Raw genomic sequence first — 22,744 nt, forward strand, 5'->3', positions numbered from 1 at the left:
ATCATGATTTGATGCGAATTTTGAGCATTAGAGTCATGATTTTTATTATTAGTAGGTGAAATGAAGTATAGGCTAGCTAGATATGTTTTATTGTGGGAAAAATTGATGAATTTGTAAAAGGATTTTGCAAAATAATGTAGAATATAGAAATATACTTCAACATGGGAGGAAACCTGTATATGATTGGTAAGAAAAAACTTTCCTTAGTAATATTATCAATATTATCATTGATATTCTTAACTGTATTCGCTGCTAGTAATATAAATGTACATAGTGAGCCTATACAATTGGGAAAGGTTAATGTTGGAATAAGTTTACAAACCACTGAACATGCAGCAAAAAGTGAAAATAGTATATACCTTTATAAAAATACATTTTCACCAAAACTAAGATGTATTTCACTAAATGATAATAGTTCAAAGATATATGATACACCACCACTAACTGATTTTTTGGTTGCCGATGATTGGATTTACTATATAAATACGGATAACTATGGACCTTTATTTACTTTAATGAATGGTTCTATTTATAGGATATCAAACGATGGTATGGTTAATGAGAAAATTATCGAGGGTAACTTAGGATTAGTAGCCGCTGATAATGAATGGATTTATTATACCGATGGGGGTCTATATAAGATGTCGAAGGATAATTTGAATAAAATAAAGCTATCAGATAATATTGGTTTTAACTATACTTACATAGATAATTATTTATATTACTGTAATTTTGAAGATGAATCCAAGCTATATAGATTTAACCTAGATACTAAGGAAAATGCCAAGGTGCTAGATGAAAGGGTTAGTTACTACATCAATGAAGGTTATATCTATTATACGAATTTAAGGGATGAGAAAATATATAGGGTCAATCTTGAGGGAAGCAATAGGGAGAAAATAGCTGATTATAAGCTAGATTCATTTATAGTAAAGGATAATTGGATTTATGGGGTTGTTCTAGATTTGAAAAATGGTGTTAAATTATATAAGGTTAGAACAGATGGAACTGGGCTTAGTAAGATCTCAGATAATGCTACTTTTAGTAATATTTTTGCCCATGAAGATTGGATATTCTATATCAATGCTAAGGACAATAGGGCCTTGTATAAAGTTAAAATGGATGGTTCAGAAAATGTAAAGGTAACTGATAGTATGGGTATTGAAACTATTAGATATAGTGATGATTCTATTTACTTTATTGATAAATGTAGGGATAATTATTTATATGAAATAGATACAAACAGCTCGAATATTTCACCGGTATCTAATGACAGGATGAGATATATTACTATTATTGATGACTGGATTTTTTATACAGATACTATTCATAATAATGCACTTTATAAAATCAAGAAAGATGGCACAAAGAAAACTAAGATTACAGATGATAATGTCGTTTCTGGATTCACCATCTATGGAGACTGGATTTATTATTCCAATCGTAGTAAAAGGGGCAGACAATATAGGATTAAAACTGATGGTTCAAAAAAAGAAGTTATTAAAGCTGAACCTATATTCAGTCTATCCCTTAATAAGGGTTGGATGTACTTTATCAAGGGTTATTCTGATAGAGATGGCAACATATATAAAATGAAAGTTGATGGATCAAATGAAAAGAAGCTTAGCGATGATGCTGTCGCCACAATGGGAATAGATGGCATTCGGGTAATCGATGATTGGATATACTATATAAATAAAAGTGATAATAGAAATCTCTATAGAATAAAAATAGATGGCAGTGATAGAACAAGAATAACAGATAGTTATGCATCGGTAATGATTATAACAGAGGACTGGATATACTATAAAAAAGAATCAGATGATTCTAAGACATATAAAATCAGGATCAATGGTGAAGATGAGACCAAAATAGCCGACTACAAAATGGTTGATATTAAAATTTATAATGGATGGCTATATTACAAAAAATCCTTCGATGGCAAGCTGTATAAAATGAAAACCGGTGAAACTGAAGAAACCATGATATCAGATGATGAGATAAATGTCTTTAGTATAGTAGATGACTGGATTTACTATTCATTAATAAATGAATCAAATTTATATAGAATAAAAATTGATGGTTCCTCAAAGGAATTAATAGAATGAAAAGCGGTTAAACACATAATAGATACATAGGTAAAAAACTCTAGTCTAATAAAAACCATAATATAAAGATTGTTTATAGAGATGAATAAGCTTATAAAAAAAATCCATTTAACAGTAATATTTTGATATGTTATACTGTAACTTAGTGATTTATAAATATTAACTGAGGGGGTATAACATTGAAAAAAATATTTAAAACTGGTTTTATGCTAATCATTATATTGATGTTAGTAAGTACAACATTAATTGGGTGTACTAAAGAGGATGATGAAAAGGAAAATTCTAACAAACAAGATGTGAATGAAAGTAAACAAACTTCCCAAATAGATGATAGTTATATATGTGATGCGGAGTGGCTAAAGGGAAATCTAGATAAAGTGGTGATTTTAGATGCTAGAGGCGAAAAGGCATATAAAAAGGGACATATTCCTGGAGCTATAAACGTAACATGGCAAGGGTTTTCAAATATGACTGGAGTTCCTGGAGATGCAGGTTGGGGAACAGTTCTTGATGCTGAAGAACTTTCAAAAAAATTATCAGCTATTGGAGTAACAAAGGATAAAGATGTGGTTGTTTATTGTGATACCAATGGATGGGGCGAAGATGGAAGAATCCTTTGGATGTTGAGAATGGCAGGTGTAGAAAATTCAGTTCTTCTAGATGGTGGTTGGAATTATTGGGAAGCTAATGGTTATGAGGTATCTAAGGAAGCCATAACACCAGCTTCAAGTGATTTTGAAGTATCACAGCTAGATATGAGTACTACAATAGATACGGATGCTCTAAGTAAGGACTTAAATAAATTCAAGGTTATAGATACTAGGAACAAGGATGAATACGATGGAGCAATGAAATTTGGTGAAGCAAGGGGAGGTCATATACCTGGTTCAATCAATATCCCCTTCCAAACTTTATTAAATGAAGATGGCAGATTGAAGAGTGGGGATGAATTAGAAGGTATATTTAAGGAAGCTGGTATAGAAAAAGATGATGAAATAGTTACCTATTGTACAGCGGGCATACGTTCAGCCCACATGCAGGTAATATTTAAAATGATGGGATATGATAAGGCAAGGAATTACGATGAGTCCTTCTATAGATGGGCTGCTGATGAAAACCTAGAATTAGCTACAAAGTAAATAAAGAAATAGTAAAGCATGGAAAAACAAAGCCCTTTCTTAAATTAAAGAGAGGGCTTTATTTCCTTAGTTTTTGCCCATTCTTTTTGGCAATGGGATTAGGGCAATTACCATCAACTATTATATACCCATATGTAGCTGATATGCTTACAGGAGGGGTGAAAAAGAAACATAGAAGCCCTATATGAAGAATTCATTTTTAATAATTTTTCCCAAGACCTTTATCCTATTTATATCAACAGTCACAGAAGAATCATCCTTTGAATATTTTGATAGTTTTATCTTTTTGTTTACTTCTTTTCTTAACTGACGAATCATTTTTTTTCCATCCATCTCAAACAAATATATACAGTAATTTTGTATATCCTTAGTTATAGACACAGTTAACACATCGTCTTTCTTAATCCTAAAGTTCTCCATATCATTGTTTGGAGATTTTACAAACATTATTTTATCTGGATGATGACCTTCAATCTTTTTACTTATTATAGGCAGTTCCTTATAGTCCACAATCTTATTAGTATGCAGCTCATATATTGGATATTTTTTTATAACCCCAGATAAGGCATCGGACCAAGTTTGATTTGGGTGGGGGAAAATAGTTTCCTGAGACCTAGGAGCTACCTTAGCTTTTTTAGGTTTTTCTATAACCCTTTCTTCTTTAACAAATTCTTCTTTAGTTCCTAAGGATTTTAAAATCTTTTCAGCAACACTTTCATTGACAATTTTCTTGCCAGATTCAACTTGTATTATATAGCCAACTGATAAACCACATTTTTTAGCTAACTCTTTTTCCGTAAGTCCAGCCTTTATTCTAGCATCCTTTATTTTTACCGCAAGTCTATTCATTTAATATCACCTCTACTGTTTTAAATCATTTCAAATTAAAGAATTTACTTAAATATCTATATAATTAGATTTTATCATATGAGCAAATTGCATAATTACTTTCTATAAAAACTCCCTACTACATGTAGTTTTAAAATCCCCAAAGCTATACCATCAAATATGCTTATATCTTAAGTATTTAAATCAAGGATGATATTCGCATATGCAATTCTGCTAAGTAAGAGTTATGCAATTTCCTCATATATTAAGATTATACTAAATATACTCAAATTGATAAACCTCTAATAAACTTTATTGCATGGCAAGGAGACAACGTTGTGTTTGACAATTTTTTTTGGAAAAGGTAGAATAAGCTAGTCATTATAGCAGGAGTTGGAGGTTATATTATGTTAGGGATTAAATACTTTATATCAAGTATTCGTAAGTTAAGATATAAAAATATAATTAAGCAAATAAATAAAATGCCTAAAAATATTATTTATGTGGATGTTAGCCATTTAGATTATTGGTGGGGCATATATGGCTTGACTAAAAACACGAGCTGGGAAGACATAACAATGTACATAAAAGTAGGTAATAAATATAAAGAAATTGCATGGACTTGTGTTTGTACTACACCATATCTTCAATATGGTTTAGAGGATTTAGAGAAAGATCCAGATGAGATAAATTTTGTAAAAGAAATTAAAGGCTTTTTAGAAAATGAGGACATTAAGTACCATTATTATTATGACAATATAAAGTATAGGGACTTTTATGAAGTGCCCTTTGAGGCTGAAAGAAATAAAGAAAATGTGAAACCACGGTCAATCGAAGTGTGGCATCCAAGTGATGGAATAAATAAAGAAGTAGTAGATAATTGCGTTAAGGCCTTTATAAAGAAATTCTTAGGTATAAATGTTGAAGAAATCAAGTATAAAGATATAGTTTCACCGGAAGAGGCTATTGAAAAATATGTTGAGGAAATGGAAAACTGGCAGCAATGCAAAGAAATATCCTTTTCCGATGAATTAATAGAAACATTAAAGGAAGAATGGGAGGTTCCTAAAGAAAAGGTTCTACAAATATTAAATAGAAGCATTAAATAGTTGAGGAAATTTCATAACTCTGACTTGGCTGAGTTGTAGATAATGATGGGCTATTATGGATATATATATGAAGAAATTAATTGCTTGTTAGAATTATTTATTGTAGAATTATTTAGTGGACTATATAAATATAAGGAAGGTAGAATAATGATAGAGAAAGAAAGATATTTGCCTTATTTAGCTGGTACTGGAATGGCTTTAATATTTGGATTTTCCTATTTGTTTACAAAGGAAGCTTTATCCGATGTTGGGCCCTTCCATCTACTAGGTTTTAGATTCGGTATAGCAGCCTTGGCACTATCCATATTGAGGATATTCAAAGTTATTAAGGTTGAATATAAAGGTAAAGAACTGTATAAGCTCATGGCAATAGCATTGGCCCAACCTGTAATTTATTTTATCTTTGAAGTTTTGGGGATAAAATTAACTAATTCTTCGGAATCTGGAATGATGATAGCATTAATACCTGTTGTTGTAACGGTTTTAGCAGCAATATTCTTAAAAGAGTACCCAAATAAGATACAAGTATTATTTGTTACATTGTCGGTTGCAGGTACAGTTTTTATTATTATCATGAAGAGTAATGAACTAGGTTCCAACATGATAGGAATAATTGTACTATTAATTGCAGTATTATGTGCATCTGTATTTAATATATTGTCACGAAAATATTCAACGGACTTCAAACCCATAGAGATTACCTATGCAATGATGTGGATTGGTGCAATAACCTTTAATACAATTGCTATAATACAGCACCTTGTTAAAGGTGAAATATCAAATTATTTTATACCCCTATTGAATCCTAAAGTAGTTTCAGCAGTATTTTACCTAGGAATACTATCGTCGGTTGTGGCTTTCTTTTTAGTAAATTATACTTTATCTAAGATTGAGGCTTCTAGATCTGCTGTTTTTGCAAATCTTTCAAGTGTGACATCCATTGTTGCTGGGGTGTTAATAAGGCATGAGCCATTTTATTGGTATCAGATTGTTGGGGCTATTATGATTTTATCGGGAGTTTGGGGAACAAATTATTTTGGAAGTAAAATTAATAGAGAGTAGTAAAGTATAAAGGGTATAGGCTTAAATTATTTGGCCTATATCTTTTTTTATTGTGAGATTACATACTAAGACTATATGAACAAATTGCATATAAATGTATTAATGTAAAAATACAGAATATAAAACAAAAAAATAAAATTTTGTGGAAAAATCACCCATTTGTCAAAGAAATTTTGCTATAAAATTGATATAATAGTCTAAATTTATACTTAACATGAGCTTATTATATAGGGTTTTCATAGTATAACTTAACTTATGCATGGATAAATATGCGATGGTTATGGGCATTTTGGACTTGTATAAGTTAAAGTCTATACTAAAATCCCTATAAGAGATTTTATCGAATTACATTAAGAATAAGAATCTTGTAGGTACAAATTAAATGTTATTGCTAAGTATTAGCAAGGGGGGGCAGAAAAAAATTACATAAGAGAATTTGGCACAGATGTAATAAGAATTGCTATAGACGATGAAGCATAAGTAATTAATAGTATAATGGCTAGTTAACTTAGGGGGGATGATGCAATGTTTAAAAGCATAAAAGTCAAGCTAATAGTCTATTTTTCATTAATAATTGTTCTTATTAGTGGAGGACTTGGTATTTCGGCTACTAATTTATCCACAAAAGCCCTAGAAAAAATGGTGGATGAAGAATTAGTACAAATGTCAACAGCATATAGCAAATATATAGAAGTGGAGATGCGTGAAGCAGAAATTATAATGGAAGGAATTGCTCGTAGAAATGTAATTAGGTCTAATGAGTGGAGTCAGCAAAAAAAAGCACTTCTTTATGAAGTTGATAAGAATGATAAATTTTCAGATATGTTTATTGTTGATTTAAAAGGAAATGCTCACTCACTAAGTGAAAACGTTGCCAATATAAGTGACAGATTGTATTTTCAGGAATCTATGAAAGGGAAATCCTATTTTAGTGATTTGCTATTTAATAAAGCAACGGGAAAATCCCAATTTTTTGTATCAACCCCTATAAATGATGATAATAATAGGGTGGAAGGTGTCATTGTAGGTGTTATTGAAGCTGAATATCTTAGTAATATAGTTACAGATATCCAGGTGCGGAAAAGTGGACGAGCTTTTATTATCAACGAAGAAGGGATAACCATTGCTCATCCCGACATAGATTTGGTATTAAAAAGGGAAAATATCATTGAGCGTGCTAAGGAGGATAAAAAATTAACAGAATTAGCGGATATAATACAGAAGATGTCATCTGGAGAATCGGGGTCACAAGGCTATAGTTATGAAGGAAATAAATATTATGCGGCATATAACCCAATTGGTACAACGGGTTTTAATATAGGATTAAGTGTTTCTGTACGGGAATTGCTAATGGATGTATCTAATTTAAGAAATACTTTGATATATATGACTATTGGAGCCCTCGTTATAGCTATGCTCATTACATATGTAATGGGAGGGGCCTTTGTAAAACCTATTATATTGGCTACAAACCATGCAAAAGCTATATCACAATTAGACTTAACAGTAGAAGTACCGGAAAAATTTCTAAGGAGTAAAGATGAATTTGGTGAGTTGGCCAGAGCTTTTGATACAATAACTGAGAATATGAAAGACTTTGTTCATAAAATCCAAAATTCAGCATTAGAACTTACAGAATCATCTAAGCTATTATCAGAAACGACCAGTGAAAATGCCATTACTTCAGAATCGGTTTCCAAGGCTGTGGATGAAATAGCAATTGGAGCCGTAACACAGGCCCAGGAATCACAAAGTGCAGTACAAGAGCTTTCAGAGCTGGGTGAGAGTATAGACGAGTCCGAAAAACTTGCCATGACTGTAAAGGATGGTACTGAAAAGGTAAACAGTGTGACATCAGGGTGTAAGGAAATGGTTTCAAAGCTAAAAAAAGAATTCAAGCTAAATCTGGATATTGCTGGAGAAATGAAAAGTAACACAGATCAGTTAGTTGAGCAATCAGAATCTATTGTAGGTATTTTAAATACTATTTCTAATATTGCTAATCAAACAAATTTATTAGCCTTGAATGCTTCAATTGAAGCTGCTAGAGCGGGGGATGCCGGTAGAGGTTTTGCCGTTGTGGCAGATGAAATACGAAAATTAGCGGAAGAAACTGAAAGTGCTACGGAGAATATATCGAATATCCTTGTAGCAATGACAAATAGAATCACAATAGCAAATACCAATATGCATAAAGCAGAAGAAATAGTGGGAAATGTAGATGTTTATTTAGAAAAAACCGTTTCTTCCTATGATGTTATTGATGGTTCAATAGTAAACCTAGCTTTATTATTTGAAAAACTCATAAAATCCCTTAGGGATATTGATGAAAATAAGGTTAAAACCTTTACTTCTATTGAAAGTATTTTGGCAGTATCCCAGGAGTCAGCTGCATCCACTGAAGAAGTCAATGCTTCCGTTGAAGAACAAACCGCATCAATGGAGGAAATTGCAAGGTCTAGTAGAGAATTAGCTGAAATAGCTAGAGGTATGGAAGAAATTATTGAAAAATTTAAGCTTTAAAAATTTTAGTGAACTAAACTTTATGAGTGTAAAGCTATATAGGGTTTTCATAGTATGACTTGCATAAGTTAAAGTCTATACTAAAATCCCCATAGTTAAAGTTACATAAATTTCTCACTTACATAAAGACATTGATAATTTACAGCTAGCCCATGTTTTATACAAAATGTGAGCTGGCTGTATTTTTATTGTAATACATTACTTTTGAAAAATCTGAGTACAGGTGAAGGGCTTAGATTTTTCAAAAATAACTTTGGGGATTTTAAAACTCTATATAGTAGATGACTTTTGTAGAAGGTAATTATGCAATTTGCTCGAATAATAAAAGACTCCATGCAAATAATAATACAAAAATTATATTTTGAAGGGACTAAAAAAATATGAATGCTATTGAAACCAAAAATCTAACAAAAAGCTATGGAAGATCAAGGGGAATTATTGATGTAAGCTTTAATGTTAAAGAAGGAGAAAATTTTGGTTTTATTGGGCCCAATGGTGCTGGTAAATCCACCACCATTAGAACCCTATTGTCCTTAATTTATCCAACCAGTGGGAGTGCTAAGATATTTGGCAAGGATGTTGTAAAATTTGGTCCCAAGATAAAAAAAGAAATTGGATATTTACCCTCTGAAGTTTTTTATTACGATAACATGAGGGTTATGGAGCTTTTAAAATACTCAGCTAGTTTTTATAAAAAGGATTGCAGTAAAAGGATTAATTATTTGGCTGACATAATGAATCTTGATCTTAGCAAAAAAATCGATGATTTATCCTTTGGAAACAAGAAAAAGGTTGGTATAGTTCAGGGACTTCTCCATGAGCCTAAATTAATAATATTAGATGAGCCTACTAGTGGATTAGACCCTCTTATGCAGCAGAAATTTTTTGATTTATTAGGAGAAGAAAATAAGAAGGGTGCCACAATTTTTTTCTCTTCCCATATCTTAAGTGAAGTGCAAAAACTCTGTGATCGTGTGGCTATTATTAAAGAGGGTAGGATAATAAAGCTTGAGAAGATTAGTACGTTGAAGGAAAATAATTATAAGAAGTTCAAGATTGAAACATTTTCAAGGATAGATAGGGATTATTTTAATATCAGTGGTGTGAAAAATCTAGAAGTAAAAGAAGGAATAGTGGATTTTATGTTTAAAGGAAATATTAATACTGTCATGAAAAAAATATCTGAAATGAAAATATCTAATATATGGATAGAAGAGCCTAACCTTGAAGAAATATTTATACATTATTATTCAAGGGAGGAATAGATAATATGAATATATTCCTACATGAGTTAAAAACCTATAGAAAATCAACTTTTTTGTGGACAATATCATTAATCTTAGTGATAGTTATATTCTTCTCACTATTTCCATCCTTCTCAAGGGATGTGGATCGGATGAAAAAATTAATGGAGGGGTTTCCCGAGGCTATAAGAATTGGTATGGGCATTACATTGGATAGCTTCTCCAGCGTATTAGGATATTATTCCTTTCCCTTTACATTTGTTCTTTTGATTGGAGCAATCCAGGCCATGACCTTGGGGACTTCAATCATATCAAAGGAAATACATGAAAAGACGGCAGATTTTCTGTTGACAAAGCCTATTACCAGGACAAAAATTTTCTTCTCTAAGTTACTTGCCATAACTATATCAATGATACTTACAAATATAATTTACATAGGAGCAGCAAATATTGTCATATCCTTTGTAAAGAATGGGGAGTATAGCTTCAAAATATTTTTTATGATTTCCATAACACTATTATTTATACAGCTCATATTTATGTCCCTGGGAGTTATTATTTCAGTCATACTACCTAAAATTAAGTCGGTTTTGACTATTTCCCTTGCTGTGGTATTCCTTTTCTATTTTATAAGTTTTCTAAGCTCAAAGGGGGATGATGATATGATTCGATACATAACACCCTTCAAATACTTTGACCCTGTATATATCATAGGAAATAGTAGCTATGAAATACAGTTTGTCATAACTGCTTTAGCATTTATTATAGGTTGTATTACGGTTAGTTATATAATTTATTGTAAAAAGGATATTCATGCTGTATAAAATTGATTTTAGAATATAGGAGTGTAGTGATTATGAATATATTTCTCAGAGAAATAAAGGCCAATATAAAATCACTTTTCATATGGTGTATGGCAATGGTAGCAATGATTGGTGGCGGTATGGGGAAATATGCTGGATTTACTGGTGCAGGAGAGTCTATAAATGACATGTTGGACATATATCCAAAATCATTGCTAAATATAATGGGGATAAGCGGCTTCGATTTATCTACTGCTATTGGATTTTATGGGGTTCTTTTCTTATATCTCATATTACTGGCAGCAACCCATGCCATAATGTTGGGAGCCGGTATCATAGCGAAGGAAGAAAGGGATAAAACTACAGAATTTCTATTCTCAAAGCCCATATCAAGAAGTAGGGTTATAACCTTCAAGCTATTAGCGGGACTTTTAAATATTATTATTTTAAATGTAGTTACTTTAATAGGATCCCTAATTGTGGTTAACTATTTTAATAAGGGTGATGATATAACAAATGACATAATAATTTTAATGATGGGTATGTTTATTCTACAACTCATATATATAAGCATTGGAGCATTATTGGCTTCGATTAGGAAAAAAAGCAGGGATGTGGCCTATTCGGCAACGGGTATACTACTTATTACCTTTATGTTATATATGGTAACCAATATAAATAAAGGTTTCGAGGCTTTAAAGTATTTCACCCCCTTTAAATATTTTGAAGCTGAACCCATAATTTTAGGAAGGGGAATTAATTTTTTATTTATAATATTATCAGGTGTAATTATGGGGATATCACTGATAGTAACCTATGAATCTTATAGAGGAAGGGATTTAGATGTATAAGCGTCATAGTATATATTAGTGATATAATTGTAGTTGAGTAAAAGGCATGGACTTATACCGAGAATCTAAGAGAAACTTCTTTGATGTATATTGTTTTGAGGGGGAGAAAATCTATGGTTAAAAGAAGAAAGGACTTTTTAAATGAATTAGCATATATAGATGGAATAACTATCATTGATACATCGGGAACTATATTATTTTCTGTAAAGTTTAATCCAAGGTTTCATCCAGAGATAGAGGAGGATAGTGATGTTGTAGGAAAGAAACTATTTGAAATATTTACCAATATTGATAGGGAATCTAGTACATTAATCAAAGCCATGGAATTGGGAAAGCCAATACATAAAAGAAGGCAAAAAGTAATTAATATTGATGGGGAATGTATCCAGACTGCTAATGCTTCTATACCAATCAAATCAAAGGGGAGGATAATAGGTGCTGTTGAGCTTTCAAAGGATATATCAAAGCATAAATATGAATATAGTAATGAGATTATAATGAATAGTGAATTGTTCAAGAGCAGGAATATTATAAATGAGTATTTAGGTCCCCATAAGGCTAGGTATACCTTGGAGGAGATAATATCTAATAATGATCAAATCAAGGAGCTTAAGCATATTGTGAAAAAAATTGCCATTGGGAGAGCCCCAGTATTTATATATGGTGAAACTGGTACGGGAAAGGAATTATTTGCTCATTCAATTCATAATGAAAGTGAGAGGGCAGGCAAACCCTTTGTTAGCCAAAATTGTGCTGCTATACCTGAAAATCTATTAGAAAGCATATTATTTGGGACAACAAAGGGAAGTTTTACCGGGGCGTATGATACTCCAGGACTTTTTGAACTAGCTGAAGGAGGAACATTATTCTTAGATGAAATTAATTCTATGCCCTTAAATCTGCAAGCTAAAATGCTGAGAGTTTTAGAAGATGGATATGTAAGGAGATTAGGAGATAGAAAAGAGAGGAAAATAGATGTTAGGATAATTACTGCATCCAACAACAATCCTCAAAGATGCTTAAGAGAAGGGAAATTAAGACATGATATATATTATAGATTGAGCGTATTGGTTATAGGTATTCCCCCATTAAGGGAAAGAAAGGACGATATAGAACTACTATTAAATTTTTTTGTGGATAAATATAATAAAATATTGAATAAAAATATAAATAAAGTATCAAAGGAAGTATATGATTTTCTTAAAGCCTATAAGTGGCCGGGAAACGTAAGGGAGCTAGAGCATGTTGTTGAATATGCAATGCATGTTGTATCACGGAATGAGAATATTATAGAAATGGAGCATGTTAATAATAAGATCAAGGAAATTATTAATATAAATGAGAAAGAAACAGAAACAGAACTTGACATACAACCATTAAATCAAGCTATATTAGAGGTTGAAAAGGATCTTATAGGTAAAGCTATAAATAAAACAAAGGGGAATGTTTCTGCTGCTGCAAGATTATTATGTATTCCAAGGCAAACTTTGCAAAGGAAAATTGATAAATACAATATAAAATAGAAAATTTAAAATTATTTAAAAATTTATAATGTTTTAAATAATTTTTATTATGAAATAGAATTTTGCTCAAAATATAACAATTAGTCACCGAAATATAACAAAAAAGCTAAAATGGTATAATTAAATGCCATTTTTTTTGTTTATTGTTATGATAATAACTAAATTATCCTTAGAAATCTTAGCTTTTAGGGGAATAAACAAGGTTTTTTAAGTAAATTTAATAAAAAAAATGGCATAGTAATTGCTCTATTGTTTAATAAGTCAATCATTATAAGTAGTGGAGGAGGGATTACTATGATCATTGGAGTTTTAAAAGAGATCAAACCTGGTGAATCTAGAGTTATTATGACTCCTACTGAAGTAGCAGAGCTTTGTGCCGATGGACACAAGGTATTAGTACAAAGTACAGCAGGAGAAAAGGCTGGATTTGACGACAAAGAGTATGTAGAGGCTGGTGCAGAGATAAAAGAAAAGATGGAAAGTATCTATTCTGAATGCGATTTGGTTGCAAAGGTAAAAGAAATTTTTCCAGAAGAATATGATTTACTAAGGGAAGGGCAGATAATATTTACATGTATTCATCCTGCAGCCAATAAAGAAGAAGTAGAAGCACTATTAGAAAAGAGAGTCATAGCATTTACTGCCGAAGATACCCACCGATATGGTTCACCAAATTGTGAGGTAGCAGGAAAGCTAGGGGCATTGATGGGGGTTTATCATTTATTAAGCATTAATGGTGGTAGTGGAAAGCTGGTTTGTCCAATAGGTGGAGCCCCAGGAGCAAATGTATTGGTAATTGGAGCAGGAATTGTGGGAAAAGGGGCAACGGAAATCATAGCGTCATTAGGGGCAAAGGTAATTCTGATGGATATAAATATAGGGGTTTTAAGACAATGTCACGAAATATTTCCTAAAAATGTGCATACTAGTATATCAAATCAATATAACATTAGAAGGCTTCTACCAAATATAGATATGGTGATAAACTGCGTGAAATGGCCCAAGCACAGAAAAGACCATCTTATAACAAGGGATATGTTAGGGCTAATGAGAAAAGGCTCAGTGATTGTAGATATAAGTGCCGATGTGGGAGGAGCTATTGAAACCTATAAGCCTACACATCATGACAATCCTACCTATGAAGTGGATGGAATAATTCATTACGGTGTTGATAATATACCTGGAGCTGCCCCACATACTACTTCAATTTCATATGCTGCATCGGTTATATCCCATATAAAATCTATTGCAAATAATGGAATAATTGAGGCCTGTAGGAGGGACGGGTATTTAAGAAGAAGTATGACAACATACAAGGGAATATTAACCCATGAAGAAACAAGTATAATACAAGGCAAACCCTTTAATACTTCAGAAGAAGTACTTGGCCTAGAAAGTTGTAAAAATTTAGATTCGGCTCCAAAAGCCACTTCTACAGTGGTTTAAAATAAATAAATATTGAGGAGGATTTTGAATGGAAATAGGAACACATCTTGGTATTATTTCAATTTTACCCGCAACTATAGCGATTATTTTGGCCTTCAAAACCAGAAACACTGTTTTTTCACTGGCAGTAGCTATTTTCATAGGTGTTTTAGCTTCAGGAAAAGGGCTAATGGCATTTCCGGCACTTCTAAAGACTTCCTTAGGTACAACAAGCTTTTCATGGATTTTATTACTTGAATTATTTATAGGTATTTTAATTGCATTTTTTCAAAGGACAGGTGCTATTCAAGGGTTTACAAGGATAATGGAAAATAAACAACTAAGCAGAGTTAAAATTCAATTAACAGCTTGGGTTATGGGTATGTTTGTATTCTTTAGTGATTATTTTAGTCCCTTATTTGTGGGTTCAACAATGCGAAGCCTTTCAGATAAAGCTAAGATATCAAGGGAAAAGCTTGCATATATTGCTGATTCAACCTCAGCTCCAGTAAGTGTTCTGGCACCTATTACCGGCTGGGCGGTATTTATTTCAGGACTATTAATTGGTATTGGGCCCGTGGAAGATGCAGCTCAAGCTATGATGATATTCACTAGGGCCGTACCATTTAACTTCTATGCCATAATTGCTGTTTTATTAGTTGGACTTTTGGCTTCCGGCATTATCCCAGAATTTGGGCCGATGAAAAAGGCAGAGAAAAGAGCTTTAGAAGAAGGCAAGGTACTGAGAGATGGAGCAGAACCATTAATAGGTGAGGAGTTGACGGATACACCACCCTATGAAGGTATCAAAACTAATGTATTTTTAAACTTCATATTCCCTGTTCTCATAGTTGTTACCATTGCCATAGGCACATTTATAACGATGAAATCTGCAAAAACCATGGAAGCTTTTCTTGCAGCAGCGGTTGTCTTAGGAATCATCATGAGGATTCAAGGAATACCATTTAATGATATTATGAAAACAGCTATGTCAGGAATGAAGGGAGTTATGCCCGCGATCATTATATTGGCCCTTTCCTATACTATTAACAGTCTAAGTAAAGAAATGGGGACCGCAAATTATATAATTTCCGTTACTCAAAACTGGTTAACTCCTAATCTTCTACCCTTTGTAACCTTTGTAATAGCTGCTTTGATATCCTTTTCAACCGGTACATCCTGGGGAACCTTTGCTATAATGATGCCTATAGCCGCACCACTTGCATTTGGTTTTGCTGGCAATGAAATCACTGTCTTGGTTCTAGCAACTGTTGCCGCTGTTGCAGGTGGAGGAGTGTTTGGGGATCACTGTTCACCACTTTCCGATACCACAATACTGGCTTCTACAGGGGCAGCTTCGGATCATATAGACCATGTAAAAACCCAAATTCCTTATGCCGGTGTAGCGGCAGGTTTAGCATCTATAATATATCTTATAATAGGATTCACCGTAGTCTAGTTTTATAAAAAATACTATAAATAAAAAGTTGTTCAGTAAAAGTGTCTGTTATTTAGCAGGCACTTTTTAGCTTTATATGGGAGAAGAGCTAGCATTAACTGCGATTAATATTGAAGGTTAAAAATATTGAGAAATTATTGACAAGTCAAAATAAATATGTTAGCATGTATTCGTAATTAACATTTCAAAAACGACGATGACGAATACAAGGAGGTTGTTATTTATGAATGGAACTCAAAGGATTAAAGCAATGCTTTCAGGAGAAAAGGTTGATAGACCAGGGATATCTGCTTGGAAACACTTCTATCTTGAGGATAGACATCCCGTAGATTTTGTTAAGAGAACCATGGAATTTCAAGATTCCAACGATTGGGATTTTATTAAGGTAATGTTTAATGGATATCTTATGCCAGAAGCTTTTGGAGCAGAAATAGAGTGGAGCAAAGATTCTGATACTTTTCCAACTATGATTAAACATCCACTTAATTGTCCCATAGATTTTGCCAATCTTACAGTACCCGATGTAACTAAAGGGGCTTTTAAACGTGAAGTTGAGGCAGTAGAAAAACTAGTAAAAAAATACAAAGGTAAGGTTCCTGTAATACCAACAATATTTACACCACTTACAGCAGCAGAAGAAATGTATTCGGGATGGCTTAATCCATATCCAACCATGGCAATGGTAGAACATTATCCCGAAGAATTACATAAGGGTTTAGAGGTAATATGCCAGACAATATTAAACTTCTTAGATGAACTTGTTAAAGTTGGTATAGATGGTATTTTCCTAGCTACACATCTATCATGTGGTACTCGTTTAACTAGGGAACAACATAAGGAGTTTACTACGGATTATGCCCTTAGAATATTAAATCATATCAAAGACAATACCTGGTTTAACATGTTGCATGTACATGGTATAGATGATTTATACATTAAAGAAATTAAAGATTATCCTGTACAAGCAGTAAACTGGGAGGATGTACAAAGTAATGTATCCCTAAAGGAAGCTAGAGAAATGATGCCAGATAAAATTCTTATTGCAGGCATAGAGCAGTGGGGAGATTTCTACGAAGAGGATAGACAAAAGTTAAAGGAACATTTAAAAATGAGATGTAAAAATGCAGTGGAACAAATAGGTAGGGATAAATTTATAATGGCTCCTGGTTGTTGTGTACCAACGGATGTTCCTGAATATAGACTTACTGTTTTTAAAGAAGCTTGTGAAGAATTCTTTGGAGAATTTGAAGGAAAGTAGGACAATACAATGGTGAATTTAGGAATTATAGGTTGTGGCAAAATTACTAAAATCAGACATGCTAAAGAATTATTTGAGTGTGAAAATGCTGGGGTTGCAGGATTTTATGATATATCAAAGGATAGAGCAAAAGAGTTAGTAGATGAATTTGGTGGAAAAGTTTATGATGACTATCAGGATATGCTAAGGGATCCAGAGGTCGATGGAGTAATAATATGTACACCTAATTCAACCCATGCACAGATGTCCATAGAGGCAATGCAGCAGGGTAAACACGTTTTAGTTGAAAAACCAATGGCAACCACATTAGAGGATAGTGAAAGAATAATAAAAGAAGCTGAAAAAAGTGACAAAATTATAATGGCAGCCCACAATCAAAGATTTACCTACGCCCACAGTAGAGCAAAGGAAATAATATCAAGGGGGGAAATGGGTAGAGTTCTATCCTTTAGATGTACACTTGCTCACCCCGGCCCAGAATACTTTAGTGTAGGTGGAGCAGGTACTTGGTATCTTGATAAAAAAGCTTCGGGATACGGATGTATTTCAGATTTAGGAATACATAGACTTGACATAATAATGTATGTTTTAGGAGAAAAAATATCTAAAATAAGTGGGTTTGCAAGGACTTTAGATAAGAAAAAAGAAGATGGCACATTGGCAGAGGTATATGACAATTCTGTTTCCATATTATCCATGGAGTCAGGAGCAATTGGTACATTAAATCTATCTTATACTAACTATGGGGATTGGGATAACTCCTTGGTTTTATACTGCGAAAAGGGTGTAATAAAAACACATTTCTATAATGATTGCGATATAGAAATAGTAATGAAGGATGGTAGAAGGATAAAGGAAAATCAACCACCCTATGTAGGAGAAAAACCAAATTCAAATATAATACGAAACTTTGTAAAAGCCATAGAAGACGGTGGAGAATCGCCGGTTTCTGCAAAGGATGCTTATATGGCCATGAAAGCGATCGTAGCAATAGATAAATCTGAGAAAACAAAACAATGTATAGAAATATGGGGATGATTATATGAAAAAACATAAAGTACTATTATTAGGTCTAGGATTTTGGGGTGGACATTGGATTGATATCATTACTAAGACTGAAAGAAGTGAATTGGTGGGTATAGCTGGTTCACAACAGGAAGTAAATAGTATATGTGAAAAATATTCATTGTCAAAGGACATTGGATATACAGACTACAAAGAGGCGATAGAAACCACAAAAGCGGATATAGCCATTATTGTATTACCCGCTGTATTACATTTTGATGCGGCAAAGCTTGCCATGGAAAAGGGCATAAACATAATAATGGAAAAACCCTTATCTATGAACATAGAAGAAGCTAAAAAATTGATAGATATAAAGAAAAAATGTGGAAATGTAAAGTTTATGGCATCGCAAAACTATAGGTGGAGACCCCACAATCAAACCATAAAAAAAGCTATACTACAGGGTATGATAGGTGATGTGGAAGACATGCTTGTAGAATTTAGAAAGCCCGAGGATTTACAGGGCTATAGAGCGGGATTAGATCAACCGTTGCTTAGGGATGTATCTATACATCATTTTGACTTAATGAGATTTTTTACAAACAGTAATTGTAAAGAAATTTATGCTTCAAGCAATAGGCCCACATGGTCAGAATTTGAAGGTAGACCAAATACTCAAGCTGTGATAACCATGGAAAAGGATATAAAGATTACATATAATGGTTCCTGGGCGAGCAGGGGTAATCACACATCTTGGGATGGCAATTTTACCATCACTGGGAGTAAGGGTGTACTCACACTTGACGCCAATGATGAAGTGAAGTTCTATGAATTTAAATCAAATGGTGAAGATGTATTGCAATCAAAAAAGGAATGTGGAAAGAAACTTGAACATGTAGATATGGAATTTACAGAAATAGAGTATGGATTTAATAAGTTTATGGATTGCATAGAGAAGGATGCTATTCCAGAAACGACATTAGAAGATAACTACAAGAGTTTTGCCATGGTATGTGGGGCTCTTGAGTCAGTAGAAACAAATAAAGTAATAAAATACTAAAAAAATAGGGGGAAGTATATTATGGCTCCAATATATGCAGCAACAATTGTTCTTTTGTTATTTGCGATCGGAGAGTGGGTATCCTTTAAGACAAAGGCAGGATTATCTTCCATATTAGTGACATCTATTCTATTAATAGTAGGTTTTTGGGTAGGACTTCCAAAGGATATTCTTGTTATAACAGGGTTTGGAAAAGCAGCGGCTACACTTTATAGTGTAACCATGGTTAATATGGCGACAATGGTAGATTTAGAAGAAATAAAAAAGCAGTGGAAAACTTTTATTATAGGATTTATAGCCGTATGTTTCATTGTGGCATTTATAGTATTTATAGGACCTTTAGTAATAGATAAAGATCTTGCAATAGCAGGTGCCCCAGTAGTGGCAGGAGGTATGCCAGCATTTATAGTAATTAAAGAAGCTGCTATAAAAGCTGGATTTGATAAGGCAGCAATATTTGGATTGCTTATATTACTTACACAAACACTTATAGGAGTTCCTATTTCGTCTTTCTTACTTAAAAAACAAGCTAGACAATTCGTGAGTACAGGAGAATGGAAAACCTTTGCTAAGGAGAATGCAGAAAATAATAGGATTGAAAAGAAAAAATTATTTAAGCCGATGCCTAAAGATATGCAAAAACCAGTGGTTTTACTTGCAAAGGGAGCAATAGTAGCAGCTATTGCACAATATATATCCCATCTTACAGGTGGATTCTTAAATGGTATGATGTTAGCCCTTATAATCGGTATAATAGCTTTCCAACTAGGGTTTATTGAGAAAGAATTTTTTCAAAAGTCTAATGGATTCGGACTTATGATGTTTATGGTACTTGTATATTGCTTTGGTATGCTACCTCAAGTTACACCAGAGATATTACTTTCCCTAGTAATTCCTTGGGTAGTAGCATTTGGTCTTGGTCTAGTGGGTATATTTATTTCTTCACTTATCACAAGTAAGCTTGTAAAGATGCCGCTTAACATGACTGTAGTTATTGGACTTACAGCTCTTTATGGCTTCCCAGGAACATATATAGTTTCTAATGAAGTAGCTACAGCAATTGGTGAAACAGATGAAGAAAAGCAAGCACTATTAGATTACTTCTTGCCAAAGATGCTTATTGCAGGTTTTGCTACCATGACAATATCATCGGTATTAATAGTTGGATTCGTAGCTAATATGTTCTAGGGAGAGATAATATGTATGATATAAAATTAATAGATAAAAAGGTGAAGGAAGTATTGTCTTTAGTTTTAGATGCTAAAAGATATTTCCATATGAATCCAGAACTTGGATTTGAAGAATATAAAACCAGTCAATATATATATGATGCATTGAAGAGTTTTAAAGGCATTGATGAAGTTGATAAAGTGGCTCAAACGGGAGTATTGGCCGTAATTAAAACCGGTAGGGAGGGCAAAACCGTAGCATTTAGAGCGGATATAGATGCATTACCTATCAAGGAGCTTAATGAAGGTGAATACATATCTAAAGTCGATGGAGTAATGCACGCCTGTGGTCACGACGGTCACGCAGCCATGCTCTTGGGTGCAGCAAAAATTTTATCGGAGATAAAGGATACTCTTTGTGGAGAAATAAGGCTATTATTTCAGCCATCCGAGGAAAAAGCACCTGGAGGAGCTAAGGCTATGATAGAAGAAGGAGTGCTTGATGGGGTAGACTATATCTTTGGGGCACATTTAGATGCACTTACTCCACCGGGTTCCCTGGGAATAAAACCAGGATCGATAATGGCTAATTCAGGAAGTTTCAAAGCAAAGATCATTGGGGATGGAGGACATGCAGCCTTCCCACATCAGTCCATAGATACTGTATATACGGCTTCACAAATAGTAACAGCACTTCAAGGCATAATACCAAGAAATATTAATGCATTTAATAGGGCTGTACTGACCACAACAATATTCAAGGGCAGCGATGCTAACAATATAATACCTAAAACCGTAGAAATAGGCGGTACAATAAGAATATTGGATCCGGAATGTGAAGACACATTAAAAAGTAGAATAGAAGATGTCATAGGGGGTATTTGTAAGATGAATGGAGCGTCCTATGAGCTTGAACTCGATATGGGATATCCTATCCTCTATAATGATATAGAACTATCGAATAAAATCAAAGAAATATTCACAGACATTACGTGGGAGGATAATGTATATGAAGATTCTGCCGTAATGGGTGGAGAAGATTTTGCAAGATACTTGCAATGTGTTAGGGGATGCTTCTACAAAGTTGGAGGAAGAAAAGAAAAGCCAGATGGTAAAGTATATCCCCATCATAATTCAAAATTTGAAATAAATGATTCAGCCTATGAGAATGGGGTTCGTAGTTGTGTAGCTATAATATCAAGTGCATTAAATGATTTTAAATAAAATTAAAGAATGATAAATAGAATAATTATAGACTGCTAAAATTTCAGCAGTCTATAATTTTCTATGTGAATATCTAATAAATTTTAAAAAGTGTATATATATGGTATAATCGAAATGAAATGGGGGGTTGAATATGGCAAGGTCAATATTATCAATAAACAAAGCAATCAAATTACTAACTTATATTTCTGAGAAGGGGAATAGTTGCTCACTTGCCGATATCAGCAAAGATTTGGATATGCCTAAAAGTACACTTTTTGGCATATTGGCATCCTTGGAAGAAAATGATATGATCAAAAAACGTGATATGGATAACAAATATTCCTTGGGATTAAAAACCTACAAATTAGGTAAGATATATGAAAGGGATTTTGATATGAAAAATTTTGTCAGACCCTATCTTGAAGGTATATCTAAGAAATATAATGAATCGGGGCATCTAGCAGTACTATTGAATAATCAAGCATTATATATCGATTTGGTAGAATCATCCCATTCCATACGTAATGCGGCAATACCAGGGCAAACCGATGAATTGTATTGTACATCTGTGGGTAGGATAATACTAGCTGCAATGGAGAATAAAGATATAGAAGAGTATCTGGAAAATATAGAATTAAAACCTAGAACCACCAATACAATAGTGGATAAGGAAAGTTTATTGCAAGAAATAGATAATATAAGAAAGACCAATTTATCCTACGAATTTCAAGAATATGAGATAGGCTTAATATGTATATCTACCTCGATCATGAATAGCAATGATGAGTTTCTAGCAACCATAGGGTTAAGTCTACCGATAATAAGATCTAATGAGGATGTGTTAGATAATATAGGCAAGGATTTATTAGAAATAAAGGCTTCAATAGAAAAAGCAATATGATATAGGGAGTTTAGGGCATGTATAAATTAAAGTTTGCTATAATTTAGTATAATGTCTAAAATGGTGTAAAT

The 22,744-nt window shown here is 33.1% G+C and carries 18 protein-coding genes and 1 pseudogene; 18 read left to right on the forward strand and 1 reads right to left on the reverse strand.

Annotation, left to right across the window (positions count from 1 at the left end):
- Positions 1–179 precede the first annotated feature (179 nt).
- The 3 genes and pseudogenes from N4A68_20015 to N4A68_20025 all read left to right on the forward strand — a co-directional run bounded on the left by N4A68_20015 (position 180) and on the right by N4A68_20025 (position 3,411).
- The gene (locus tag N4A68_20015) at positions 180–2,108 is read left to right on the forward strand and encodes a DUF5050 domain-containing protein (protein MCT4566587.1); all 1,929 of its coding nucleotides are present in this window, start codon (positions 180–182) and stop codon (positions 2,106–2,108) included.
- A 179-nt stretch (positions 2,109–2,287) separates the two neighbouring features.
- Positions 2,288–3,247, forward strand: a complete 960-nt coding sequence (locus N4A68_20020) for a sulfurtransferase (protein ID MCT4566588.1) — start codon at positions 2,288–2,290, stop codon at positions 3,245–3,247.
- A 53-nt stretch (positions 3,248–3,300) separates the two neighbouring features.
- Positions 3,301–3,411: pseudogene (locus N4A68_20025) on the forward strand (TVP38/TMEM64 family protein).
- A gap of 16 nt (positions 3,412–3,427) precedes the next feature.
- On the opposite strand, the gene N4A68_20030 reads toward N4A68_20025, so the two are convergent.
- Positions 3,428–4,096 carry a LexA family transcriptional regulator gene (locus N4A68_20030; GenBank protein MCT4566589.1) on the reverse strand — a complete coding sequence of 223 codons (669 nt, stop codon included), beginning with the start codon at positions 4,094–4,096 and terminating at the stop codon, positions 3,428–3,430.
- Positions 4,097–4,482: 386 nt separating this feature from the next.
- Here N4A68_20030 and N4A68_20035 point away from each other — a divergent pair, with 386 nt between their 5' ends.
- The 15 genes from N4A68_20035 (at position 4,483) to N4A68_20105 (ending at position 22,673) form a co-directional block, all read left to right on the forward strand.
- A complete protein-coding gene (locus N4A68_20035; protein ID MCT4566590.1) occupies positions 4,483–5,184 on the forward strand; it encodes a hypothetical protein in 702 nt (233 codons plus the stop codon).
- Between the two features lie 147 nt (positions 5,185–5,331).
- Positions 5,332–6,246, forward strand: a complete 915-nt coding sequence (locus N4A68_20040; protein ID MCT4566591.1) for a DMT family transporter — start codon at positions 5,332–5,334, stop codon at positions 6,244–6,246.
- Between the two features lie 525 nt (positions 6,247–6,771).
- Positions 6,772–8,769, forward strand: coding sequence for a methyl-accepting chemotaxis protein (locus tag N4A68_20045; protein ID MCT4566592.1), 1,998 nt, complete (start codon positions 6,772–6,774; stop codon positions 8,767–8,769).
- A gap of 380 nt (positions 8,770–9,149) precedes the next feature.
- Entirely contained in the window at positions 9,150–10,034 is an 885-nt protein-coding gene (locus N4A68_20050; protein MCT4566593.1) for an ABC transporter ATP-binding protein, read from the forward strand.
- Between the two features lie 5 nt (positions 10,035–10,039).
- Positions 10,040–10,837 carry an ABC transporter permease gene (locus N4A68_20055; GenBank protein MCT4566594.1) on the forward strand — a complete coding sequence of 266 codons (798 nt, stop codon included), beginning with the start codon at positions 10,040–10,042 and terminating at the stop codon, positions 10,835–10,837.
- Between the two features lie 32 nt (positions 10,838–10,869).
- Positions 10,870–11,667, forward strand: a complete 798-nt coding sequence (locus N4A68_20060) for an ABC transporter permease (protein MCT4566595.1) — start codon at positions 10,870–10,872, stop codon at positions 11,665–11,667.
- A 113-nt stretch (positions 11,668–11,780) separates the two neighbouring features.
- A complete protein-coding gene (locus N4A68_20065) occupies positions 11,781–13,190 on the forward strand; it encodes a sigma 54-interacting transcriptional regulator (protein MCT4566596.1) in 1,410 nt (469 codons plus the stop codon).
- A 294-nt stretch (positions 13,191–13,484) separates the two neighbouring features.
- On the forward strand, positions 13,485–14,636 hold the full coding sequence (locus N4A68_20070) for an alanine dehydrogenase (protein MCT4566597.1): 1,152 nt from the start codon (positions 13,485–13,487) through the stop codon (positions 14,634–14,636).
- A gap of 28 nt (positions 14,637–14,664) precedes the next feature.
- Positions 14,665–16,074 (forward strand): transporter, encoded by a 1,410-nt coding sequence (locus tag N4A68_20075; GenBank protein MCT4566598.1) that lies wholly within the window; start codon positions 14,665–14,667, stop codon positions 16,072–16,074.
- 223 nt (positions 16,075–16,297) lie between these two features.
- The gene (locus tag N4A68_20080; GenBank protein MCT4566599.1) at positions 16,298–17,332 is read left to right on the forward strand and encodes a hypothetical protein; all 1,035 of its coding nucleotides are present in this window, start codon (positions 16,298–16,300) and stop codon (positions 17,330–17,332) included.
- A gap of 9 nt (positions 17,333–17,341) precedes the next feature.
- Positions 17,342–18,370, forward strand: a complete 1,029-nt coding sequence (locus N4A68_20085; GenBank protein ID MCT4566600.1) for a Gfo/Idh/MocA family oxidoreductase — start codon at positions 17,342–17,344, stop codon at positions 18,368–18,370.
- Between the two features lie 4 nt (positions 18,371–18,374).
- Positions 18,375–19,397, forward strand: a complete 1,023-nt coding sequence (locus N4A68_20090) for a Gfo/Idh/MocA family oxidoreductase (GenBank protein ID MCT4566601.1) — start codon at positions 18,375–18,377, stop codon at positions 19,395–19,397.
- A gap of 21 nt (positions 19,398–19,418) precedes the next feature.
- Positions 19,419–20,585, forward strand: coding sequence for a hypothetical protein (locus N4A68_20095; protein ID MCT4566602.1), 1,167 nt, complete (start codon positions 19,419–19,421; stop codon positions 20,583–20,585).
- A gap of 11 nt (positions 20,586–20,596) precedes the next feature.
- Positions 20,597–21,790: an amidohydrolase gene (locus tag N4A68_20100; protein MCT4566603.1), complete on the forward strand. Its 1,194-nt coding sequence runs from the start codon at positions 20,597–20,599 to the stop codon at positions 21,788–21,790.
- 133 nt (positions 21,791–21,923) lie between these two features.
- Positions 21,924–22,673 carry an IclR family transcriptional regulator gene (locus tag N4A68_20105; protein ID MCT4566604.1) on the forward strand — a complete coding sequence of 250 codons (750 nt, stop codon included), beginning with the start codon at positions 21,924–21,926 and terminating at the stop codon, positions 22,671–22,673.
- Positions 22,674–22,744 lie beyond the last annotated feature (71 nt).

Origin of the sequence: Maledivibacter sp. (assembly GCA_025210375.1) — a bacterium.
Lineage (GTDB): Bacteria > Bacillota > Clostridia > Peptostreptococcales > Caminicellaceae > JAOASB01.